A 20,960-nucleotide genomic window follows, 5' to 3' on the forward strand; every position below is an offset into this window, starting at 1 on the left:
AGTTGCCAATTCCCATGGGGGGTTACCCACTAAGGGTTATTGCGGCGGCCGCTTGCTCGGGTGAGGCGAATTATTCAGAAGGGCCTACCTCTTGGAGAGTAATTGTCTTTCGGCCCCATCACTTTGAAACTTGGGCCTGCCGCCGTCCGGCGGCGTGGCAACCGTTCCTGCGCAGAACAATTGGGGCACGATGAGCACACGAAATTCGATATTGACGACCGGCACGAGGCACTCGGCTCAAAATTGGATGGCGACACGTGGTGCGACATGCGCGTGCCCTGGAGCTACAACAGCGATCCGCATGACGAGGTGGTCTCCGTCCGCAGCCGCGCCGGCCTCTACGACGTCTCGGCCATCAATCTGGTGCATGTCACCGGCGAGGACGCCCTGGATGTCCTCAACGCGCTCGTCGCGATCGCGTCACCTCCATCAAGCCCGGCACGGCCAGGCTGGCCGCGGAGGTCGACGAGAACGGCGCCTTAGTCGACGACATTATGATCCTGTGCGACGGGCCGAACACCTATCGCGTGACGCACGGCAGTGGCGCCACCCCGGAGCAGCTCAAGAAGGTCGCCGAGGGCAAGAAGGTCTCACTCGAGCTCGATCGCGACACGCACATCCTCTCGCTCCAGGGGCCCGCGTCGCTGGAGATCCTGAAGCCGCATACGCCGATGCAGCTCGAGAAGCTGCCGTTCTTCGGTCACGAGAAGACGACGCTGTTCGGCAAGCCGGTCATTATCGGCCGCTGCGGCTATTCCGGAGAGCGGGGCTACGAGGTTTATTGCAGCTCGGCCGATGCTGGCGAGATGTGGGACAACATCCTGTCACACGGCAAGGCCCATGGCGCGATCCCGGCCTCTTGGACGTCCCTGGACCTCATCCGCGTCGAGTCCGCCCTCCTCTTCTTCCCCTTCGACATGCCCGAAGGCGACACGACCCCCTGGGAAGTGAACATGCGTTGGGCCGTGGATGCCGACAAGAAGGCCGACTATATCGGCAAGCGCGCGGTTCTCTATCTGCAAGGCCGGGAGCGCTTCAAACAGGCGGGCGTTGTCTGCAATCATAGCGAGGCCGTGGAGCCCGGCACGCGCATCTATAAGGACGGCAAGGATATCGGCGTCGTCACCAGCTCGAGCTACAGCCGGTACATGATGCAGTCCCTGGCGATGGTCCATCTACTGCCGGCCTATACCGGCCTGGGGACGCACGTCACCTTCGGCGACGGCGCCGGCATCTGCGACGGCATGGTCGTGCGGACCCCATTCTACGATCCTTTGCGCTTGAGAGTCGCCGAGTAGGTCCCACTCCGGACTGCCGGTTGCCGCCCGTGGCGGGCCGACCGGCGGGATCAGCTCGTCGCGTAGAGGTGCCCGAGCAGCACGATCAGCGCGGCTGCGCCGAGCGCGACGTATGGGAGCACCCCGGCGCGGCTTGATACGCCCTCCTCGTCGCCGAGTTGCATATCGTCGACCATGGCTTCCGGATATTTCCCCTTGTCCTGGACATAGTGCCGGAACAGGAAGACCGGGATCCCCATCAGCACCACGACGATCCCGGCATAGAGGGTGTTGGCGCCCCAGACCTGGGCGCCGAGCCCGATCAAGGCGATGTTGACGAACGACAACGCCACGCCGACCGCGAACACGATATTCGGGGCCCGATAGGCCCTCTCCCAATGCGACCGGTCGAGGCGATGGATCCAGCCGGAGTTGAGGTGGAGGAAGGTGAAGAACACATAGGCCACGTTCGTCGCCGCGAGAAGGAACAGATAGTCCGACATCAGGAGGAGGACGAGATTGATCCCGAGATCGGTCCACATGCTGCGCGTGGGGGCACCCGCCGCGTTCACATGGGACAGGTAGCGCGGGAACCAGCCCTCGACCGCGCCTTGATACGACGTGCGCGCCGCGCCCGACATCGCCGTCATGATGCTCAGCATGAGGGCGAGGATCAGTAGGACGGTGATGACCGTCTCCACGACCATGCCGCCGCCGATCATGCCCGCCATGGCCTTGCCCACGCCCATGCCGCTGTAGATGCCGGGCGCCAGCATGCCTTCCAAGCCGAGCGAGCCCTGGAAAGCGAGCGGCACGAGGATGAAGACGCCGAGACACAAGAGGCCCGAGTAGAAGATGGCCTTGAAGGTGTCCCGTTTCGGATCCTTGAACTCCCGCGTGTAGCATGTCGCCGTCTCGAAGCCGTGGGTCGACCACGCGGCGGCGAAGAGCGCGCCGAAGATCATGAGCCAGCCGGCCTTGTCCCATGACCCGTCGGTGGCGTGCCCGGCCGCATCGTGGGCGAGCGGCACCAAGGGCACGAAGTTGGATCGCGGGAGATCGCCCGTCAGCAGCGGCACGAGGCCGATCAGGATCAGCGGCACCAGCGCGGCCACGCCGAGGACCATGGTGACCCGCGCCGACCGGAGGATGCCGCCGCGCTGGATGGCGAAGCAGGCGAGTAGGAGCGCCGCACCGACGAGGAAGGTCGCGTTGATGCGTAGGGTCATCCCCTCCTTGATCGCCCCGAGGTCGACCAAAACGATTTGCCAGCTATTAATGGCCGCGTCGCTGGCGAAGAAAAGATTGAGGACATAGCCGGCGCCGAGCCCCGCCCCCATCGACAGAACGACCGACCACGAGAACCAGTTGCACCAGACCGAGACCGGCGCCAGCAATCTGACATAGCGGATCCAGGCGATGGCCGAATGGATCGAGGCGCCGCCCGATTTGCCGGGAAACAGCCCCGCGATCTCCGCGTAGGTGAAAGACTGGATGAAGACGAAGGTGATCGAAACGGTCCAGACAAGCCAGGACGCCTTGCCGACCGTGGCGGCGACGCCGCCGATGGTGAACAGCAGGAACGCGGGCACACCGCTGGCGACCCAGAAGGCGCCGGTCCAGCCAATCTTTCGCTGGAGGCCTAGCGGGGCTTGCGTCGCACCGTCCGTCATCTTGCCCGCGATTGCAGTGCTCACGACGCCACCAATTCAATGCCGCGCCGCATGGGAGGCGGCGCCCGCGTTGGCGTCATGAAGACATTCCCTTGCACCGGCCGCAAGACGGTTCAAGACGCATTTCCGAACGTTCCCAAGGACGCCATGCGCGACAATCCTCCTCTGGACGTAACTCGTTGGAGGTATGCTCTTGGAAGGATGCAGGTCACCGGGCAGGTGTGATAAATGGCACTGGAGTGACACATTCTGAGGGATTCCGAGTAACCGATGAAGCCAACTGAACAACCCATTCTCCAGGTTCGCGACCTCGGGCGCCTCTTCGGCGGCATCGTTGCCGTCAACGACCTCAGCCTCGACGTGCGCGCCGGATCGATCCACGGCCTGATCGGCCCGAACGGCGCCGGCAAGACCACGACGTTCAATGTGATCAGCGGCTTCTATCCTCCGTCACGCGGCAAGGTCATCTATTTCGGGCAAGACATCTCCGGGCGCGCCACCAGCGCGCTGGCGGAATTGGGACTGATCCGGACGTTTCAGGGCACGACGCTCTTTCACGAACTCAGCGTTCTCGACAATGTCCGCCTCGGCTGCCACCGCAGCGCCAAGGCCAGCCTCATCAGTCGCGTGCTGGGCACCGACCGGGCGACCGAGGACGCCGCCGAGGAGAAGGCGCGCGGCATTCTCAAGTTCCTGGAGCTCGACAGGCTCGCCGACGAGATCACCTCCAACCTGTCTCATGGCCATCAGCGCGCGCTCGGCATGGCCGTGGCGCTCGCCGCCGACCCCAAGCTCATGCTCCTCGACGAGCCCTTCACCGGCATGAACCCGGAAGAGACGCGGAGAATGATCGAGCTCGTGAAGCTCGTGCGCGAGGAGCAAGGCGTGACCATCATGCTGATCGAGCATGACATGCAGGCGGTGATGGGCCTTTGCGATATCATCACGGTCATGAACTTCGGCTCGCTGTTGGCCGAAGGCACGCCCGAAGAGGTGCGCAACAATCCCACCGTCATCGAAGCCTATCTGGGGAGCGCGGTTGATGCTGCTTGAGATCAAGAACGTCCAAGTCCACTACCACAAGGTAGCGGCGCTCAAGGGCGTCGACATGGCCGTGCCCGACAACGGCATCGTCACCATCATCGGCGCCAACGGCGCCGGCAAGAGCACCACCCTGCGGGCCATCTCGGGGCTCGTGCGGATCAGCCACGGCGAGATCGTGTTCGCGGGACAGCGCATCGACCGGCTGCCGCCGGAAAAGATCGTGGCGCTCGGCATCGCCCACGTTCCTGAGGGCCGGCGCGTGTTTCCCGATCTGTCCGTCGAGGAAAACTTGCGCACCGGCGCCTTTCTGCGGTCCGACCGATCGGCCATCGAAAGCGATCTCGAAGACGTCTTCAAGCGCTTCCCGCGCCTCAAGGAACGGCGCGTGCAATGGGCGCGGTCGTTGTCCGGCGGCGAGCAGCAGATGCTGGCGATCGGCCGGGCCCTCATGTCGCGACCCAAGATGCTGATTCTCGATGAGCCGTCCATGGGCCTGTCGCCAGTCATGGTGCAGGAGATGGCGCGCATCATTCGCGATATTGTCGAGCGTGGCGTTCCGGTCGTGCTCGTCGAGCAGAATGCCGAGCTGGCTCTCAAGCTTGCGCGTTTCGCGTACGTGCTGGAGACTGGCAAGATCGCCCTGCAAGGGCCGGCGCACGAGTTGCACGACAATGAGCATGTGAGGCGAGCGTATCTTGGCGCCTGAAAGCTGGACTCTCCGCGAACTGCTGAATGCCGGCTGGGTCGAGGCCGATCTCGACTGGGAGGCGGCCGCGGAGCGTACGGCCGAAGCCGTCCATCAGAACGACCCCATGCGCGCCAAGGACGAGGCCAGCCAAGCGCTGCGGATCGCGCGGGCCGGCTTCGAGCCCATCGACCCGCGCCTCGGCACCAGCCTCGCCAATTACGGCTTGTGCCTTGGTCTTGCGGGGGACACCGAGGGCGTCGCCAACCTGTTCGTCAAGGCGCGGGACGCATGGCGTAGCGCCGATCCCTGGATCGCCCGCATGGACGCGCCTCGGATCGCGCGGAGCTCGCTTTTTCACCTGCGCATGGAAGCCCGTCACCGCGATACTTACCGCGCCCTGTGGCAGCGGCGCTGGCGGGAGATGGCGGCAGAGGCCGTGAAACGCCTCGATGGCCTGGATGGCGCCAATGGTGCGATCCGGGAACCGGCGCGCGATGCGGTGTCGATTTGGCGGCGAGAGCGTCCCGCCATGCTGAACGACACGCGCAAGCTGATGGGGGCGGCCTGCCTGCTCCTGGCGCCGCCTGTCGCCGGCGCCTGACCCTCGAGACCTCCGGCCTGCTATTTCCGTCCTGTCATTCCAGGACCGCTATTCCGCCAGTTGCTCCGTCATGGCGCGCTTCTCCTTGCGCGCGGCGAACCATCCCTTGATCTTGGGCAACAGGCTCTCCAGCCCGTTCGGCAGGAACAGAATGGATATGATCAAGATGGCGCCGTAGAACATGGGCCGCATCTCATCCACATCGAGCGAGCGCAGGATGACCTCGTTGAGAATGGTGAGCGTGACCACGCCGATGATCGGGCCGTAGAATGTCGCGGTGCCGCCGACGATGGCCCAGATCAGAATGTAAACCATCTCCTCGACGCTGAACCGGTTGGGCGCGACCGCGCCCACATAATGGGCATAGAGCGCGCCGGCGAGACCGGCGAAGAATGCCGACACGACGAAAGCCAACATGCGGTAGCGGAACGTGTTGACGCCGACGGACTCCGCGAGCTTGTCCTGCCAATGGATGGCGTGGAAGGTGAGGCCAATGCGCGAGCGCTCGATGCGGTAGAGAATGAGAAGCGAGATGGCAACCACGATGAGACAGAGATAGTAGTAGTTCACCGGCTCGTAGAAATCGATCGAGAGGAAATCGGGGAACGGTGGAATCCGCTTGATACCCTTCGGTCCGCCGAACAGAAATGTCAGATCGGACCACTTCCACGTCAGCCGGATGACCTCGCCCGCGGCAAAGGAGGCAATGAGGAAGTAGAAGCCCTTCATGCGGAACAACGGGAAGCTCAACAGAAAGGCGAGGAAGCCGGCGACGCCCGCCCCTGTCAGCATCGCCAGCGGCACGGGAAAGCTCAACTGTTTGGCGGCAAGCGCGGAGCTGTAAGCGCCCACGCCCATGATGACCGCGTGAGCAAGCGACCATTCGCCCGTGAGGGTCAGCAGGCGGTAGCTGCACACCAGCAGGACATTAATCACGAGAAGGACGAGGATCTCCTGCTGCGAAAACGACAGCAAATGCGGCAGTGCGATCAAGACAACTGCGAGCAGCGCAAATCCGAGCAGCCCAAGAAAATTGGTGTTGGTATCAGTCTTAGGCACGTTCTTTAGCTCCGAACAGACCGGTCGGCTTGACGATAAGAACGCCCAGCATCAGCAGAAGGCCCACGATGTTGGCGAGCGTCCCGTCATAGAGCGTGGTCACGAAGGTATGGACGAAAGCATAGAGGATGGCGACGAGCACCGCGCCCTCGAGAGAGCCGAGGCCACCGACGATGATGATGATGAACGCGGTGACGATGACCGAATGCCCCATGAATGGTGTCGGCGAGACTAGAGGCGCCGTAAGCGCCCCCGCGACGCCGGCAAGGGCCGCGCCGATGAACATGGCAAGCCGCGCGGTCTGATTGATCGACATGCCTTGAAGCACCGCGGCCTCGCGATCCTGCGCGCAAGCACGCAGCGCCCAGCCGAACTTGCTCTTGCGCAGAAAGAACCATAGCGCCGTCAGCAATATCACCGCGGCGAGGATGACGTAGAGCCGCTGATAAGTCAGCACCGCCCCATCCATGAGCACCAACTTCTCCTGGGTCGAAGGCGGGACATTCTTCATGCGAACGCCGAAGCCGAGCACCGCGATCGTCTGCAGGATCAGGAGAAATCCAATTGAAGCGATCAGCCCGCCAAGCGGATTGTCGCGCAAGGGCCGGAACAGAGCGAGCTCCATCAGCAGTCCCAGCAGGCCCACGAAGACAAGACCGGCCGCCACGGCGACAAAGAAAGGGAGCCCCACGCCGGCATACAGAGCGACGACGGTATAGGCGCCGGCCATATAAAGTTCGCCATGGGCAAAGTTCACGACGCCCATTACGCCGAAGATCAGCACGAATCCGACCGCGATGAGCGCCATATAACTCGCCGCGTAGGTCGCGTTGACCACTGTTTGAAAGAACAGTTCGACAGTCATCACAAAGCTCCGTGAGACACCCGGCCCTGGCTGGATGTCGGGTGCGTTTCACCGATTGAGGTGGAGCGCGACATTGACGGCTCGGCGCTCTCGAACGCCGAGCCGCGAATTTGGTCGCGGAAGCCCGCCTGGGATCGCGTGGCCAGCAAGCCGCAGCTCAGCTGCGCTGATAATACATCTGATTCAGCGCTTTCATGTGCTTGATCAGAAGATCCTTGTGCTTGTCCCACCAGGCGGGAATGGACTTGAAGTCCTGAATCCTCGCCTTGCCGTCCTTGTCGATAGCAACGACCGGCCACTGTCCAACAAGGGCATTATCGATGCCGAAGAGCTCCTTGCCCCACCACTTGGCTTCGCCAAAGGCCTGCTTGCCGGTGCCACCAACCTTCATGGCCTCGAGCACCTTCACCGGCTCGGTCGTTCCGGCGCGCCCAGCAGCATTCGCCCAAAGGTCCATGATCGAGGCATATTCCCAGGACACGGCACTCCACTCGCCCTTGCCGTAGCGCTTCACGTATTCGGCATAGAAGTCATTGGGCTTCTGGAAGTTGATGTGCTCGGCATTCATCGCCGGATCGTCGAAGTCCGGGAATTGGAAGATGAACCCGTCCATGAATTCCTTGGACGTTTTCTCCACCATCTTCTCGTAGAAGTCGGCCGTGCAGGAAATCATCTGGCCCTTGAAGCCTTGCTGGAAGGCCTGCTCGGTAAGCGGATGCACATAGTCGGCGTAGCAGGTGTCCAGGCAAATGATGTCCGGCTTCAGCGCCAGCATCTTCGACATGATCGGCGCGAAGTCGGTCGTCGCCGGATCGAAGAAGATCGGGTCGCCCAATACCTCGATGCCCGCAGCTTCGAACGCGGCAAGATAGGTCGCCACGGACGGCTTGCCGAGGGAGTCGTCTTGCGCGCAGACAACGGCCGTCTTCAGTTCGGGCTTGTTCTCCGCCAGCCACTCGACGCCAGTGACATTGTAGATCGGATGCACTTCGCAAGGCGCAACCAGCAGCTCGGTGTCTGGGCTCAGATCGCTCGGCAGAAGCGTGGAGAACAGCATGTTCTCCTTCTCGGCCACGGGCGAGGCGCCAGGCCAAGGATCGCCACCCAGCATCATGATGAACTTCACATCGTCTTCTTTGATCAGTTTGACGGCGCCCGTGCGTGCCTTGCTCGGATCGTATTCGTCGTCATAGGCCACAAACTCAACCTTGTAGGCATCGTCACCGATCTTCACGCCGCCATCGGCATTGACCCAGTCCGCCCAGATCTTGCAGCCATCGAGGCCGGGCTTGCCCCAGGCGGCGACCGCACCGGTCAGTGGCGCAAGAAAGCCGATCTTCACCACCTTGTCGGCGGCGAAGCTCATCTTCGGCATCGAAACGCCGGCCATAACCGTGACCGCAGCAGTGGTCGAAAGAAAGTCGCGCCGGTTCATCGCAAATTTGGTCATGCTATCCCTCCACGTCCATCGGCGGTCCGACCGTGGAAACGGGCGACCGACCCTACATTGATCTTCGAAAGAACAGGATTTGTGACGGTTGTAGCGGGCGAGGCTGAGAACAGCTTAGATCGCTTGCTCATGGCGCACAGGATCCCAGTAACGTCTACACCACCACTCTCGCAGCCACGCCGCATGGCTGAAACCATCGTGTCGGCCACGAGTTTCAGGATTTATAACGTTCGGAGACAATCCTCTTGAGTGAGTAACTATTAGGGGGTACGGTAATACAGTCGACTTTAGGCCCTGCAATTGGCAGTATCGGTCGCGTAAGTCTTGCGCACCGACGTGCGAGGTCGACAATGCAAGAAGAGGTCGTTGTCAAGACCACTTGCGCGCGTGATTGCTACGACGCGTGCGGCATTGCCGTGTACAGACAAAACGGGGTCATCACCAAGGTTCTGGGCGATCCCGACCATGCGGTTTCACGCGGAAAGCTCTGTGGCAAGTGCGCTATCGCCTATAACGGCGCATGGCGGGACGGTGCCCTGCGGCTGAAATCCCCCTTACGGCGGGTCGGCCCGAAAGGCAGCCACAGCTTCGTCGAGATTTCCTGGGACGAGGCCTTGGCCGAAATTGCCGGACAATTCCGGCGCGTGATCGACGTGGGCAACGCCCATAAGATCCTGCATACGCACTACACCGGCACCGTCGGCCTGATCGGCATCGCGTTTCCGCTTCGCCTCTTCAATCGCATGGGCGCGACCGAAGTGGACCCGGACACGGTCTGCAACAAAGCTGGCCATATGGCGCTCGACCTTGCGTTCGGCACCTCGCTCGTGGGCTTCGACCCGCGCACCGCCAAGGACGCGCGCACAATCATGGTCTGGGGCGCCAATCCGTCTCATTCGGCCCCGCATCAGGACACGGTCTTCGTCAGAGAGGCGGGGCAAGCCGGCGCGACGATCATCGTCGTCGACCCGATCGGCCACGAGACGGCGGCATCGGCGGACATTCATCTGAAGCTCCGCCCCGGCACGGACGCGGCGCTCGCCTTTGCCCTTCTCAATGTGGTGCGCGAGAAGGGACTAGTCGATCGGGACTTCATCGCGGAGCACGTGCTGGGCGCGGAGGAGCTCGAAGCGGCGATCGACGCCATGCCGCCCTCTGTCGCCGCCGAACTCTGCGGCGTGCCGGCCGATCTGATCGAGGCGGCGGCCACCGCCTATGCGACCGGTCCTTCGCTGCTCTGGCTCGGACAAGGCGTGCAGCGCCAGCCGAAGGGCGGCAACGTCTTCCGCGCCCTGGCGGCGCTGGTCGCCTTCTCCGGCAATGTGGGCAAGCCGGGCGCGGGGTTCCTTTACATGAACGGCCCGGGCGGGCGCGGCATCGACATGGACGCCGTGACCATGCCGGAGCTCGCCCGCGAGGGGACGCGGTCCATCAGCCATATGGATCTGGCCGCGACGATCGAGGATCCAGAGCGGACCAGCGCCTTCGTGAACTGGAACAATAACCCGGCAGCGTCGTCGCCGGAGCAGGGACGTCTGCGCAAAGCGCTCGAGCGCGACGATCTCTTCCACGTCGCGGTCGATCTCTTCCACACCGACACGACCGCTTATGCCGACATCGTGCTCCCCGCCGCGAGCTTTCTCGAGTCGAACGATCTGGTGCTGTCTTATTTCGACCTCACCCTCTCCGCCCAAGTGAAGACGGCCGAGCCGCCGGGCCAGGCGCTTTCGAACCACGAGATCTTCAGACGTCTGGCGCGGGCCATGGGCTACAACGATGCCGGACTGTTCGAAAACGAGACCGATCTCATCGACCGACTCCTGGCTCAAACGCCTTATCAGGGCAGCTTCGCCGATTTGGCCGAGGCCGGCACGGTGACGCTGTTCGCCGAGCCGCAGATCCAATTCGCCGACCTCAAATTTGCGACGCCGTCCGGCCGGATCGAGCTGGCGGGCGACGCCGCCGTCGCGCTCGGCCTGCCCCGCGCGCCGACCCCGCACGCCGACACGCCCCCGGAACCGGGATCGCTCCGCATCATCTCGCCCGCCTCAGCCTGGCAGATGAACTCGAGCTATGGCAACGATCCGGTCATCCGCAAGCGCCTAGGGCCGCCGACCGTCATCTTGCATCCTGACGATGCGCCGCCGGGAACTTGTCCGAGGGGGACGCCGTCCTCCTCGTCAACGACACGGGTTCACTCCGGCTTGCGGTCGAGATTTCCGAAGCGGCGCAGCCGGGCACCGGCATCGTCTATAAGGGCCGGTGGCCAAGCGCGTCGGAGGGCCATGCCAATATCAACGCGCTCGTCTCCGGCCGGAAGAGCGATCTCGCCGAGAGCACCACGGTGCACAGCACCGTCGTTCACCTGGAAAGAGCGTAGCCCGTCGCGTTTGGAGGCTTTTATGGGACCGAGTTGGTGGCAAATCTTGATCGTGCTCGTGCTATTCGTGCTGTTGTTCGGCCGCGGCAAGATCTCCGAGCTGATGGGCGATGTCGCCAAGGGCATCAAGAGCTTCAAGACTTCGATGGCCGATGACGGCGAAGTGAGAGCCCCGCGCGCGCCTAACGTGATCGCGTTCGAGCCGCCCAAGCAACCAAGCCGGAAATCTTCCGCCCGTGCCAAGGCACCGCGCAAGCAAGCCTCGCGCTAGGTCCGCCTTCCCTCAGCAGTCATGGATCAAAGCTGCCGGTTCGCATCCCGCAGCACGACGTAGATCGCCGGAATCACCAGGACGGTCAGCAAGGTCGACGAGGCGAGACCGAACAGCAGCGAGATCGCCAGTCCCTGAAAGATCGGGTCGACCAAGATGGTCGCCGCGCCGATCATGGCGGCAAGCGCGGTCAACAGGATCGGCTTGAAGCGAACCGCGCCCGCTTCGAGCAGCATCTCGCGAAGAGTCTTGCCCTGTCCTGCGCCGTGACGGATGAAATCGACCAGCAGGATCGAGTTGCGCACGATAATGCCGGCGAGCGCGATGAAGCCGATCATCGACGTCGCCGTGAACGGCGCGCTGAACAGCCAATGCCCGAGCACGATACCGATCAAGGTGAGCGGGATGGGCGTCAAGATCACCAGCGGCAGCTTGAAGCTGCCGAACTGCGCCACCACGAGGATGTAGATGCCGACGATCGCCACCATGAAGGCGGCGCCCATGTCGCGGAAGGTCACATAGGTGATCTCCCACTCACCGTCCCACAGGACCGTCGGCTTCGCCTCGTCCTCGGGCTGCCCCGCGAACCGGACGGTCGGCTTCTCCAATTGCCCCCAATCGTGTTCCTCGATCTTCTTGTCGACGTCGAGAATCCCGTAGATCGGCGCTTCATAGGCGCCGGCAAGCTCGGCCATCACCATGTCGGTGAAGCGCCCATCGCGGCGGAAGATCGTCGGCGAGCCGGCTTCCTCAGTCACGCGGACGACGTCGCCGAGTTCGACCACGGCCTTCTCGCCGGGGACGCTGTTGGCCGGTACCGGCGTCGAGGCCAATTGCTCGCTCCAGGACAGATGACGTTTCGGCAGGCGGACGACGATCTCGATTGGGTTCCGGTCCTCGCCACGGTGCGAGTAGCCGACCGTAGTGCCACCGAACAGCGCCTGGATCGTGTCGTAGACGTCGCTTTGCTCGACGCCGAAGAATTCGAGGCGATCCTGGTCGATGGAGATGCGCAAGCGTGGCCGCGGCAGCCCGAACGAGTCGTCGATATCGACGACATAGGGGACGGACGTGAAGATCTTCTTCAGCTCGTCGGCGACGGCACGCCGGGACTTGGTGTCGGGGCCGTAAACCTCGGCGAGCAGCGTCGCCAGGACGGGCGGTCCCGGCGGCACCTCCACCACGCGGGCGACCGTGCCCTCGGGCAGGTCCACGGTCTTCATGCGCTGCCGTAGATCGAGGGCAATGTCGTGGCTGGAACGATCACGCTTGTTGCGCGGCGCGAGATTGAGGTGTAACTCGCCGAGCTCGGGGGACTCGCGCAGATAATAATGACGCACCAGCCCGTTGAAGTTGAACGGCGCCGGCGTGCCCGCATAGGTCTCGACGGACATAACCTCGGGCAGTTTCCGGGCGGTGTCGGCAATCGCGAACAAGGTCCGCTCCGTGTCCTCCAGGGTCGCGCCCTCGGGCAAATCGACGACCACGGACAGCTCCGACTTGTTGTCGAAGGGTAGCAGCTTGACGGTCACGCCCTTGGTGACGAACAGCATGCAGGCCGCCACGGTGGCGAGGCCGACGGCAATCAGGAAGATCCAGGCGTTGCGGCGCGAGCGCACGATGGGCCCGGCGAAGCGGCGGTAAAACCGGCCAAGCAGGCCCTCCCCATGGGCCGTCTCATGCTCATGCAGCGGACGTCCCGACGGACTGAGAAGCAGCATCAGCCATGGCGCGATGACGACGGCGACGAAGAAGGAGAACAACATGGCCGCCGACGCATTGGCCGGGATCGGCGCCATGTAAGGGCCCATCAGGCCGGAGACGAACAGCATCGGCAGGAGGGCGGCGACCACGGTCAGCGTGGCGACGATGGTCGGGTTGCCCACCTCGGCCACCGCCTCGATGGCCGCCTGCTGGCGGCTGCGGCCATCCTTCATGGCCCAGTGCCGGGCGATGTTCTCGACGATGACAATGGCATCGTCGACCAGGATACCGATGGCGAAGATCAGCGCGAATAGGCTGACGCGGTTGATGGTGTAGCCCATCAGCTTGGCGGCGAAGAGCGTGAGCAGAATCGTCGTCGGAATGACGACCAGCGTCACCAGGGCCTCGCGCCAGCCAATGGCCAGGGCGATCAGCACCACGATCGATATGGTGGCGAGGCCTAAGTGAAACAGGAGCTCGTTCGCCTTGTCGTTGGCGGTCTCGCCGTAATCGCGCGTGACCGTCACGTCGATGTCCGGCGGGATCAACCGTCCCTCGACGCTCTTCAGATGCGACAGGAGCTCGTCGGCCACGACCACGGCGTTGGCGCCGGCGCGCTTGGCGAACGCAATGCTGACCGCCGGCACGCGCTCCCAATGACCGCCCTTCTCCGGCGCGTCCATCCACACGCGGTGCTCCTGCGGGCTCGGGCCGATCACCACCGAGGCCACGTCACGCACATAGACGGGGCGATTGTCGCGCGTGGTCACCAGCATAAGCCCGATATCGGGGACGCCGGCCAGCGTCTGGCCCGCGGCGACGTCGAGCATGGCGTTGTTGCCGCGCACGGAACCCGCCTGGAACGAGCGGTTGGCGCCGCGCACCTTGGCGACGAGCTGCTGGAGCGTGACGCCGAACAGCGCGAGCTTCTCCGGGTCGGGCTCGACGCGAATCTGCTGCCGATCGCCGCCCGCGATGTACGTCAGGCCGATATCGTCGGCCTTCACCAGTTCGGAGCGCAGCTCGTCAGCGAGCTGATAAAGGTCCTTGCTGGTCCAGCGTGCGGCGGCCTCCGGCTTTGGCGACAGGGTGAGCACTACCCACGCGACGTCGTTGATGCCGCGGCCGACGATCAAGGGCTCGGGGATGCCAACCGGGATCGTGTCGAGATTGGCGCGGATTTTCTCATGCACCCGCAGGATCGCGTCGTCGGCGTCGGTGCCGACCAGGAAGCGCGCCGTCACCATGACCCGGTCGTCCACGGTCTGGCTGTAAACGTGCTCGACCCCGTCGATCCCCTTGACGATGGCCTCGAGCGGCTTCGTCACCAGCTCGACCGCGTCAGGCGCCTTGAGGCCGTCGGCATTGACGCGAATGTCGACCAGCGGCACGCTGATCTGCGGCTCCTCCTCGCGCGGGATGGTGAGCAGCGCGATGAGACCAACCGCGAGAGCCGCCAGCAAGAAGAGCGGCGTCAGCGGCGACCGGATCGTGCTTTGGGTGAGACGCCCGGAAAGTCCGAGTTTCACGGCCGCACCAATGTGTCGCCGGCCTTGAGCCCGGACAGGATCTCGAGCGCATCCGGCATGTCGGGGCGCGGCACCTCCCGTCCCCGCTGCACCGGCACGTCGATCGTGGTCTTGGCGTCCTTGCGCAGGCGCGCATAGTCGACGCCGAAGCGGGTGGTGATGAACGCGCTCGGCACGATGATGCTGTCACGCTCGCCGGCCGACACCCACACGCGGATGCGCTCGCCGACGAAGTAATCGCCCAGCGCCTTCACGTCCGCATCGGCTACGACGCGGCCGTCCTGAATCTGCGGATAGACCAGACGGATGGTGCCGAATTTCGCGCCGCTCTCCCCGAGCTCCTCGCCGTCGATACGCACCGTGTCGCCGGCCTTCAGGAACCGGGCGTGCCGCTCGGGCACGCGCAAACGCAGGACGAAATTCCCTTCGGCGATCGTGGCGACAGGTTCGCCGGGCAAGATGACCGTGCCGACCGTCACCGGCACCGTCAGCACGCGCCCGGGGGTCGGCGCGAACACATGGCCTTCGGCCACTTGCTGCTCGAGGACGGACCGTTCGGCCTTGCGCGCCTTCAAGGTGTTGGATGCCACGTTGAAAGCGGTGCGTGCCTCATCGAGACGGGTCTTGGGGATCGTGCCGCGGGCCACCAATTCTTCGGCGCGGTCGAGATCGATCTTCGCCTGGGCCAGTTGCGCCTCCAGCGCCAAGATCTGCGCATCGAGCGAGTTGATCTGGAGGGCGAGCTTCTCGTCGCTGACATTGGCGACGACCTGCCCCTCCTTGACGGCATCGCCTTCCTTGACGGTGAGCTCCACCAGCGTGCCGCCGATGCGCGTGCGCGCCGGCACAGTGCGCACGCTTTCGACCGTGGCAAAGACGGCCTTCTCGTCCGCCGCCTGCTCGGCGCGCACGACGAAGCTGTCCTTGAGGCTCTCCTTGGCAAGCGCTTGGTGGCCGAGGAGACCAAGCAGAACCAAACCGACCAAGGCGACACGCATCCTCTCGTTCCTCTCCCGTCAGCGGCTTGTTGATCTCGCGGCCGCTCGGCGGGCCGCTTGGGGCGGTGTGCAGCGCCCCTTCGGCACGCACGCTTCGGCGGGGGCGCAAAACACCCGATACAGCGTGCTCACGAGCTCGCGCGCCGGCTCGCTGCCGATCGAGTACCAGATGGTCTGACCGTCGCGCCGCGCCGTCACCAAACCGTCCTTACGCAAAAGAGCGAGATGCTGCGACACGGTGGAGTCGCGGATGTCCAGCAGCGTGGCGAGTTCTCCCACCGAGCGCTCCTTCTCGATCAGCTGACATACGATCAGCAGCCGGTGCCGGTTGGACAGCGCCTTCAACAGGTTGCTCGCCTCGTCCGCGGCGGCGTGCATTTCATTGCCTTGTATTTTCATTCTTGCGAATATACGAATAATCGAATATATAGTCAATCCTGCTGTGGCGCGGATGCCCGGCCTTGTTAGCGAGGGCCGAACGGCGCCATGCGTCCCGGACCCCAAGATCAGGAGATTCGCCGTGAACGTCGATCGTGCCGTCCTTACGTTCGCCGGCAGCGTGGTGCTCATCAGCCTCGCGCTCGCCTGGCTGGTCAACCCCTATTGGCTCCTCCTCACCGCGTTCGTCGGATTGAATTTGATCCAGGCGGCGTTCACCGGCTTCTGCCCGGCCGCCATGATCTTCCGCAAGCTGGGCCTGAAAGCCGGCTCCGCGTTCTAGTCCCGGCCCGTCAAGGGCTACAAAAAACAGGAGGAGACAGGTGGCCCATATCGTCATTCTCGGTGGTGGCATCGGAGGGATCTCGTGCGCCTATGAGCTGAAGCAGGCGCTCCGCAAGGAAGACAAAGTCACGGTGGTGTCCGACAAGCCGTTCTTTCAGTTCACGCCGTCCAACCCTTGGGTCGCCGTAAAATGGCGCGCGAAGAAGGACATCACGGTCGACCTCGCCTCGACGCTGCCGAGACATGGCGTGGCGTTCAGCGCCGCCGGCGCGCCCCGCGTGCATCCGGCGGAGAACCGGGTCGAGCTCGGTGACGGTTCGTCGCTCAATTACGATTATCTGGTCATCGCGACCGGGCCCGATCTCGCCTTCGACGAGATCGAAGGACTCGGCCCCGACCACCACACGCAGTCGATCTGCGACGTGGACCATGCCACGCGCGCCAAGGACCAATGGGAAGCATTCTGCGAGGACCCGGGTCCAATCGTCATTGGCGCCGTACAAGGCGCGTCTTGCTACGGGCCGGCCTACGAATTCGCCATGATCGCCGATGCCGATCTGCGCCGCCGGCGTATCCGGGACAAAGTGCCGATGACCTTCGTCACGGCCGAACCCTATGTCGGCCATCTCGGTGTCGGGGGCGTCGGCGACACCCGGGGCTTGCTCGAGTCCGAAATGCGCCAGCGCCACATCAAGTGGGTCACCAACGCCAAGGTCGACAAGGCGGCGCCCGGAGCGTTGCACGTGACGGAGGTGGACGAGGACGGTAAGCCGAAGAAGCAGCATGAGCTGCCGTTCAAATTCTCCATGATGCTGCCGGCGTTCCGGGGCATCGCGGCGGTACGCGGGATCGACGGCTTGGTCAATCCGCGCGGTTTCATCGTCGTCGACAAGCATCAGAGCAATCCGACATTTCCCAATATTTTCGGTGTCGGCGTGTGCATCGCCATCGCGCCGCTCGAGCAGACGCCGGTCCCCGTCGGCGTGCCCAAGACCGGCTACATGATCGAATCCATGGTGACGGCGACGGCTCTCAATATCGGCCAGCGTGTGCGCGGGTCCGAGCCTAGCCATGAAGCGACGTGGAACGCGATTTGCCTTGCGGACTTCGGCGACTCTGGTGTTGCCTTCGTCGCCCTCCCCCAAAATCCGCCGCGCAACGTCAACTGGGCGTCGAGCGGGCGATGGGTTCACGTGGCCAAGGTCGCGTTCGAAAAATATTTCCTGCGCAAGGTGCGCACCGGCACGAGCGAGCCCTATTTCGAGAAGGCGGTGCTCAAGCTCCTGGACATCGGCAAGCTCAAGCGTCCGGCCTAGCTGCCACCCCATCCACGTAGAGGAAACTTAATGGCCGCACCCAAGCGCTCCATCGTCGTCACGGAGAATGCCGATACGCCTTACGGTCAGACCGTGACCATCGGACCGCACGAACTGAGCTCAGACGAGGGTGAATCCTTGGGCGGCCGCGACACGGGCCCCTCCCCTTATGAATATGTGATGGCCGGTCTCGGCGCCTGCACGGCCATGACCTTGCGCATGTATGCCGAACGCCATGGCTGGCTGATAGAGAAGACCTCCGTCGAGGTCCGGCATAAGGTCGTCGTGGGCAGCGACGGCAAGAGCGTAACCGACCGCTTCGAGCGCACGATCCATGTCGCGGGCGATCTGACCCCGGCGCAGCGGGAACAGCTCGTAAGAATCGCCGATCGCTGCCCGGTCAGTCAGACCCTGCAGCGATCGTCGTCTGTCGTCACCTCCCTGGCGGAGGAGTCCGGGATCGGTTGATCCGGGGTGGCGACCTAGGGCCTGAGCGGCGCCATCGCCGCAGCCGTCTTGGCGAGCCGCGTCAGACTAACGAACTCGTTGCGGTAGCCGAACCGGTCGTCCCCACGCGCGCCTTCGGCCAGCGCCGTTGCGTCGTCGATGGACCAGCCGCCCGTGTAGCGGCCGCCCGTGAGCACTTGGCCGAACCCGGCGACGGCCGCGGCGAAACGGGCGTCGGCGTCGGCCGCCGCGACGGAGGCCACCATGTCGGCGCGCGTGACCGGCGTGGTGATCAGCATGCTCTTGTCACCGTCCGGCTGCTTGTAGCGGATCTTGACGAAGGCGATCTCCTCGGCAGGCTCCGCCGCCGGCCGCTTGGACTCATAGCGCAGATCGTCGACGAGCCGCCCCTCCGACCCGACAAGCGTGATCTCGTAGAGCGCCGTCACGGTGTGCCCGGCGCCGATCTCGCCAGCGTCGACCTTGTCGTTGTTGAAGTCCTCGCGATTGAGCATGCGCGTCTCGTAGCCGATCAGACGGTACTCGGCGACGGCAGCCGGATTGAACTCGACCTGAACCTTGACGTCCTTGGCGATCGTCTGCAGCGTCGCGGCCACGTCCTCGACAAGCACTATGCGCGCCTCGTTGAGCGAATCGATATAGGCGGCGTTACCGTTGCCGTTTTGGGCCAGCGCCTGCATCAGCGCATCGTTGTAATTGCCGGCGCCGAAGCCGAGCACGGAGAGCGACACGCCCGTGTCGCGCTTTTGCGCCACGAAGTCCTTCAGCGTCTCCTTATCCGCGATGCCGACATTGAAGTCGCCATCGGTGGCGAGGATGACGCGGTTGACGCCGTCGATCTTGCTGGCCTCGGCCAGCGCATAAGCCTGGCGGATGCCCTCGCCGCCGGCCGTCGAGCCGCCCGCGGCGAGCGTGTCGAGCGCGGCCAGGATTTTCGCCTTGTCCGACACCTTCGTCGCTCGAGCGCCGTTCCGGCCGAGCCGGCATAGGTGACGATGGCGACGGTGTCGTCCGGATGAAGCGACGTCAGCAAGAGCCCGAATGCATTGCGCAAGAGCGGCAGCTTGTCGGGCGCGGACATCGACCCTGACGTGTCGATCAGGAACACGAGATTGGCGCGCGGCGTCTCGGAGGCCTGTGGAACATAGCCCTTGATGCCGATCCGCATGAGCTTCGTGTCGGCATTCCACGGCGTGGGCATGATCGAGACATTCGCCTTGAACGGCGTGTCCGCGCTGTCGGGACCGGCATAGTCGTAAGGGAAATAGTTGATGAGCTCCTCCACGCGGATCGAGTCCGCGGGCGGCAGCACACCCTCGTTGAGCCGCGCGCGCATGAAGGCATAGGACGCGGTGTCGACATCGATGGAGAATGTCGAGACCGGATCTTCGGCGACGACCTTCACCGGGTTGGGGTCGAAGGCCTCGAAGCGGTCGCGGCCCTGGTCGCGGTAGATTTGCGCCGGAGCCTCCGCATCCGGGGCAGCCGCCGAATAGCCCTGCACCGCGCGCGCCCGTGGAGCGAATTGTTCGGCGCTGCGCGAAAAGCTCAGTGCCGGCGGCGGTGCGGGTTGGGCCGCCGGCGCATTCAAGGACTGTCCCGCCACATCCTTGAAGGCTTCGACCTTGGGGCGACCCGGCTGGACCGCGTCCTGCGTGTTGACGTCTTGTGCGGGCTGCTCTTCCGGCGCGGTATCCGCCTCCTCGTCCGCGTCGACGCGCGCCGTCTTCATCGGCGGCGAGACGGCCTCCCGCCTCTCGAACAGGTCCGGTCTCATCTCATTGGTGGAAATCACCGCGATCATCAGCACGGCGAGGCTCGCACCCCCGGCTAGCGCCGGCATCCAACCAGAACGTGTCGGCTTCAAAGCATCCATGATCTTGCTCCAGAGTGACGACGGCCCCATGCCGCCGCTGGAGATAGGACGCGGCTCGGCGGTGGTTCCTTGGCGACCGGCCGCGGATTTTTCCTGAAAGCGTGCCATGGCATGGATAAGCGCCGTGGCCCGCGCGTCCGGATCGGGCGGCGGCGGGTCGCGCTCGAGCGCGTCTTTCAGTCGTTCGAAGTCGTCCATCATCTGTCGTCTTCCGCCATTTGCTTCAGCTCCTTGCGCAACTCGTGCATGCGCCAGGAGACCGTGGATTCCTTCACGCCGAGGATCGTTGCCACCTCGCCGTGGCTGAGCTGCTCGGCGAGCACGAGGATGGCCGTCTCCCGAATGTCGTCGGAGACGCGGGACAGCATCTCCCAGACCCAGGCCATCTGTTCGCCGCGATCCGCCTCCGCCGCCCGCCGCAGGTCCTCGACCGCCGCGAAATCTTCCGTGGCGCGCTGCACGGTCGCCCGGCGGCGCCAGCGGTCGCGGCAGGCGTTGACGACGATCCGGTAGAGCCAGGTGCCGAACTTGCCTCGCCGCGGAAAGCGCCGAGCCTGTCCACCAGCCGAGGCAGACATCCTGGGCGATATCCTCGGCGTCGGCGCGGTTGCGGTGAACCGGAAGGCCAGCCGGAAAATGCCGTCATAGTGCCGTTCCAATAAGACGCGGAAGCATCGGCATCGCCTGCCGCGGCCCATCCTGCCAGCTCATTGTCCCCGGTCGGCATGCGCATGTCGGAAGGTTAGACGAACCTGCCGGCTGATTCCTTGGCGAAGATTGGAAAAAATATTGTCCGTCAGGGGCGGCAGGAAGGCGTGGGAAAACGCCGGGTCAGGCACGCTAGAGCCATTGCCGGCGTCCTCGACGATGGGGCCGAGCAATCCAAGGACGATGGACGTCCGCAATTGCTAGGACAGCGGACATCCCCAACAGCGCGCAGGCGTCCGCTTTCGCCTCTGAGCGGGCACAAGACCGTGGCCGCCGCGACGTCCCCTCCGTACCCAGAGCGGCCCCCCGATGCTTCCTCAATATTGATAG

The 20,960-nt window shown here is 64.1% G+C and carries 17 protein-coding genes and 1 pseudogene; 9 read left to right on the forward strand and 9 right to left on the reverse strand.

Going from position 1 to position 20,960, the window contains the following annotated elements; translation table 11 throughout:
• Positions 1-180: 180 nt before the first annotated feature.
• Positions 181-483 carry a hypothetical protein gene (locus tag AUC69_RS19215; RefSeq protein WP_342018511.1) on the forward strand — a complete coding sequence of 101 codons (303 nt, stop codon included), beginning with the start codon at positions 181-183 and terminating at the stop codon, positions 481-483.
• Positions 450-1,298 (forward strand): glycine cleavage T C-terminal barrel domain-containing protein, encoded by an 849-nt coding sequence (locus AUC69_RS03230; protein WP_342018514.1) that lies wholly within the window; start codon positions 450-452, stop codon positions 1,296-1,298. Before AUC69_RS19215 ends, AUC69_RS03230 begins: the two co-directional genes overlap by 34 nt.
• Positions 1,299-1,348: 50 nt before the next feature.
• Here the strand turns inward: AUC69_RS03230 and AUC69_RS03235 are convergent, their stop codons facing one another.
• Positions 1,349-2,974, reverse strand: coding sequence for a trimethylamine N-oxide permease (locus tag AUC69_RS03235; RefSeq protein ID WP_342018512.1), 1,626 nt, complete (start codon positions 2,972-2,974; stop codon positions 1,349-1,351).
• A 246-nt stretch (positions 2,975-3,220) separates the two neighbouring features.
• Here AUC69_RS03235 and AUC69_RS03240 point away from each other — a divergent pair, with 246 nt between their 5' ends.
• From AUC69_RS03240 to AUC69_RS03250, 3 genes are read left to right on the forward strand one after another with little or no spacing between them, the layout of a single operon-like run.
• Positions 3,221-4,003, forward strand: a complete 783-nt coding sequence (locus AUC69_RS03240) for an ABC transporter ATP-binding protein (protein WP_069440889.1) — start codon at positions 3,221-3,223, stop codon at positions 4,001-4,003.
• Entirely contained in the window at positions 3,996-4,700 is a 705-nt protein-coding gene (locus AUC69_RS03245) for an ABC transporter ATP-binding protein (RefSeq protein WP_244500067.1), read from the forward strand. Before AUC69_RS03240 ends, AUC69_RS03245 begins: the two co-directional genes overlap by 8 nt.
• Positions 4,690-5,283, forward strand: a complete 594-nt coding sequence (locus AUC69_RS03250; protein ID WP_069440891.1) for a hypothetical protein — start codon at positions 4,690-4,692, stop codon at positions 5,281-5,283. The genes AUC69_RS03245 and AUC69_RS03250 overlap by 11 nt, the downstream gene beginning before the upstream one ends.
• A 48-nt stretch (positions 5,284-5,331) precedes the next feature.
• Here AUC69_RS03250 and AUC69_RS03255 read toward each other — a convergent pair whose 3' ends face one another.
• From AUC69_RS03255 to AUC69_RS03265, 3 genes are all read right to left on the reverse strand, one after another.
• The gene (locus tag AUC69_RS03255) at positions 5,332-6,342 is read right to left on the reverse strand and encodes a branched-chain amino acid ABC transporter permease (protein WP_204377252.1); all 1,011 of its coding nucleotides are present in this window, start codon (positions 6,340-6,342) and stop codon (positions 5,332-5,334) included.
• Positions 6,335-7,207, reverse strand: a complete 873-nt coding sequence (locus AUC69_RS03260) for a branched-chain amino acid ABC transporter permease (RefSeq protein WP_069440892.1) — start codon at positions 7,205-7,207, stop codon at positions 6,335-6,337. Before AUC69_RS03260 ends, AUC69_RS03255 begins: the two co-directional genes overlap by 8 nt.
• Positions 7,208-7,364: 157 nt before the next feature.
• A complete protein-coding gene (locus AUC69_RS03265) occupies positions 7,365-8,657 on the reverse strand; it encodes an ABC transporter substrate-binding protein (RefSeq protein WP_141700559.1) in 1,293 nt (430 codons plus the stop codon).
• A gap of 350 nt (positions 8,658-9,007) precedes the next feature.
• Here AUC69_RS03265 and AUC69_RS19580 point away from each other — a divergent pair, with 350 nt between their 5' ends.
• The gene (locus AUC69_RS19580) at positions 9,008-11,308 is read left to right on the forward strand and encodes a molybdopterin-dependent oxidoreductase (protein ID WP_069440893.1); all 2,301 of its coding nucleotides are present in this window, start codon (positions 9,008-9,010) and stop codon (positions 11,306-11,308) included.
• 26 nt (positions 11,309-11,334) lie between these two features.
• Here the strand turns inward: AUC69_RS19580 and AUC69_RS03275 are convergent, their stop codons facing one another.
• From AUC69_RS03275 to AUC69_RS03285, 3 genes are read right to left on the reverse strand one after another with little or no spacing between them, the layout of a single operon-like run.
• Positions 11,335-14,541 carry an efflux RND transporter permease subunit gene (locus AUC69_RS03275; RefSeq protein ID WP_069440894.1) on the reverse strand — a complete coding sequence of 1,069 codons (3,207 nt, stop codon included), beginning with the start codon at positions 14,539-14,541 and terminating at the stop codon, positions 11,335-11,337.
• On the reverse strand, positions 14,538-15,539 hold the full coding sequence (locus AUC69_RS03280; protein ID WP_069440895.1) for an efflux RND transporter periplasmic adaptor subunit: 1,002 nt from the start codon (positions 15,537-15,539) through the stop codon (positions 14,538-14,540). The genes AUC69_RS03275 and AUC69_RS03280 overlap by 4 nt, the downstream gene beginning before the upstream one ends.
• Before the next feature lie 18 nt (positions 15,540-15,557).
• Positions 15,558-15,917 (reverse strand): ArsR/SmtB family transcription factor, encoded by a 360-nt coding sequence (locus AUC69_RS03285; RefSeq protein ID WP_193427399.1) that lies wholly within the window; start codon positions 15,915-15,917, stop codon positions 15,558-15,560.
• A gap of 142 nt (positions 15,918-16,059) precedes the next feature.
• Between AUC69_RS03285 and AUC69_RS03290 the strand changes: the two genes are divergently transcribed.
• Genes AUC69_RS03290 through AUC69_RS03300 form a run of 3 tightly spaced genes read left to right on the forward strand, consistent with a single transcriptional unit; the run spans position 16,060 to position 18,046 of the window.
• Positions 16,060-16,260 carry a YgaP family membrane protein gene (locus AUC69_RS03290; protein WP_069440896.1) on the forward strand — a complete coding sequence of 67 codons (201 nt, stop codon included), beginning with the start codon at positions 16,060-16,062 and terminating at the stop codon, positions 16,258-16,260.
• Positions 16,261-16,300: 40 nt separating this feature from the next.
• Positions 16,301-17,578, forward strand: coding sequence for an NAD(P)/FAD-dependent oxidoreductase (locus AUC69_RS03295; protein ID WP_069440897.1), 1,278 nt, complete (start codon positions 16,301-16,303; stop codon positions 17,576-17,578).
• A 30-nt stretch (positions 17,579-17,608) separates the two neighbouring features.
• Entirely contained in the window at positions 17,609-18,046 is a 438-nt protein-coding gene (locus tag AUC69_RS03300; RefSeq protein ID WP_069440898.1) for an OsmC family protein, read from the forward strand.
• Between the two features lie 14 nt (positions 18,047-18,060).
• On the opposite strand, the pseudogene AUC69_RS19585 reads toward AUC69_RS03300, so the two are convergent.
• A pseudogene (locus AUC69_RS19585) lies at positions 18,061-20,123 on the reverse strand (vWA domain-containing protein).
• Positions 20,120-20,500: an RNA polymerase sigma factor gene (locus tag AUC69_RS03310; protein ID WP_158007994.1), complete on the reverse strand. Its 381-nt coding sequence runs from the start codon at positions 20,498-20,500 to the stop codon at positions 20,120-20,122. The pseudogene AUC69_RS19585 and the gene AUC69_RS03310 overlap by 4 nt, the downstream one beginning before the upstream one ends.
• Between the last annotated feature and the right edge of the window lie 460 nt (positions 20,501-20,960).

Source organism: Methyloceanibacter superfactus (genome assembly GCF_001723305.1).
GTDB classification, from domain to species: domain Bacteria; phylum Pseudomonadota; class Alphaproteobacteria; order Rhizobiales; family Methyloligellaceae; genus Methyloceanibacter; species Methyloceanibacter superfactus.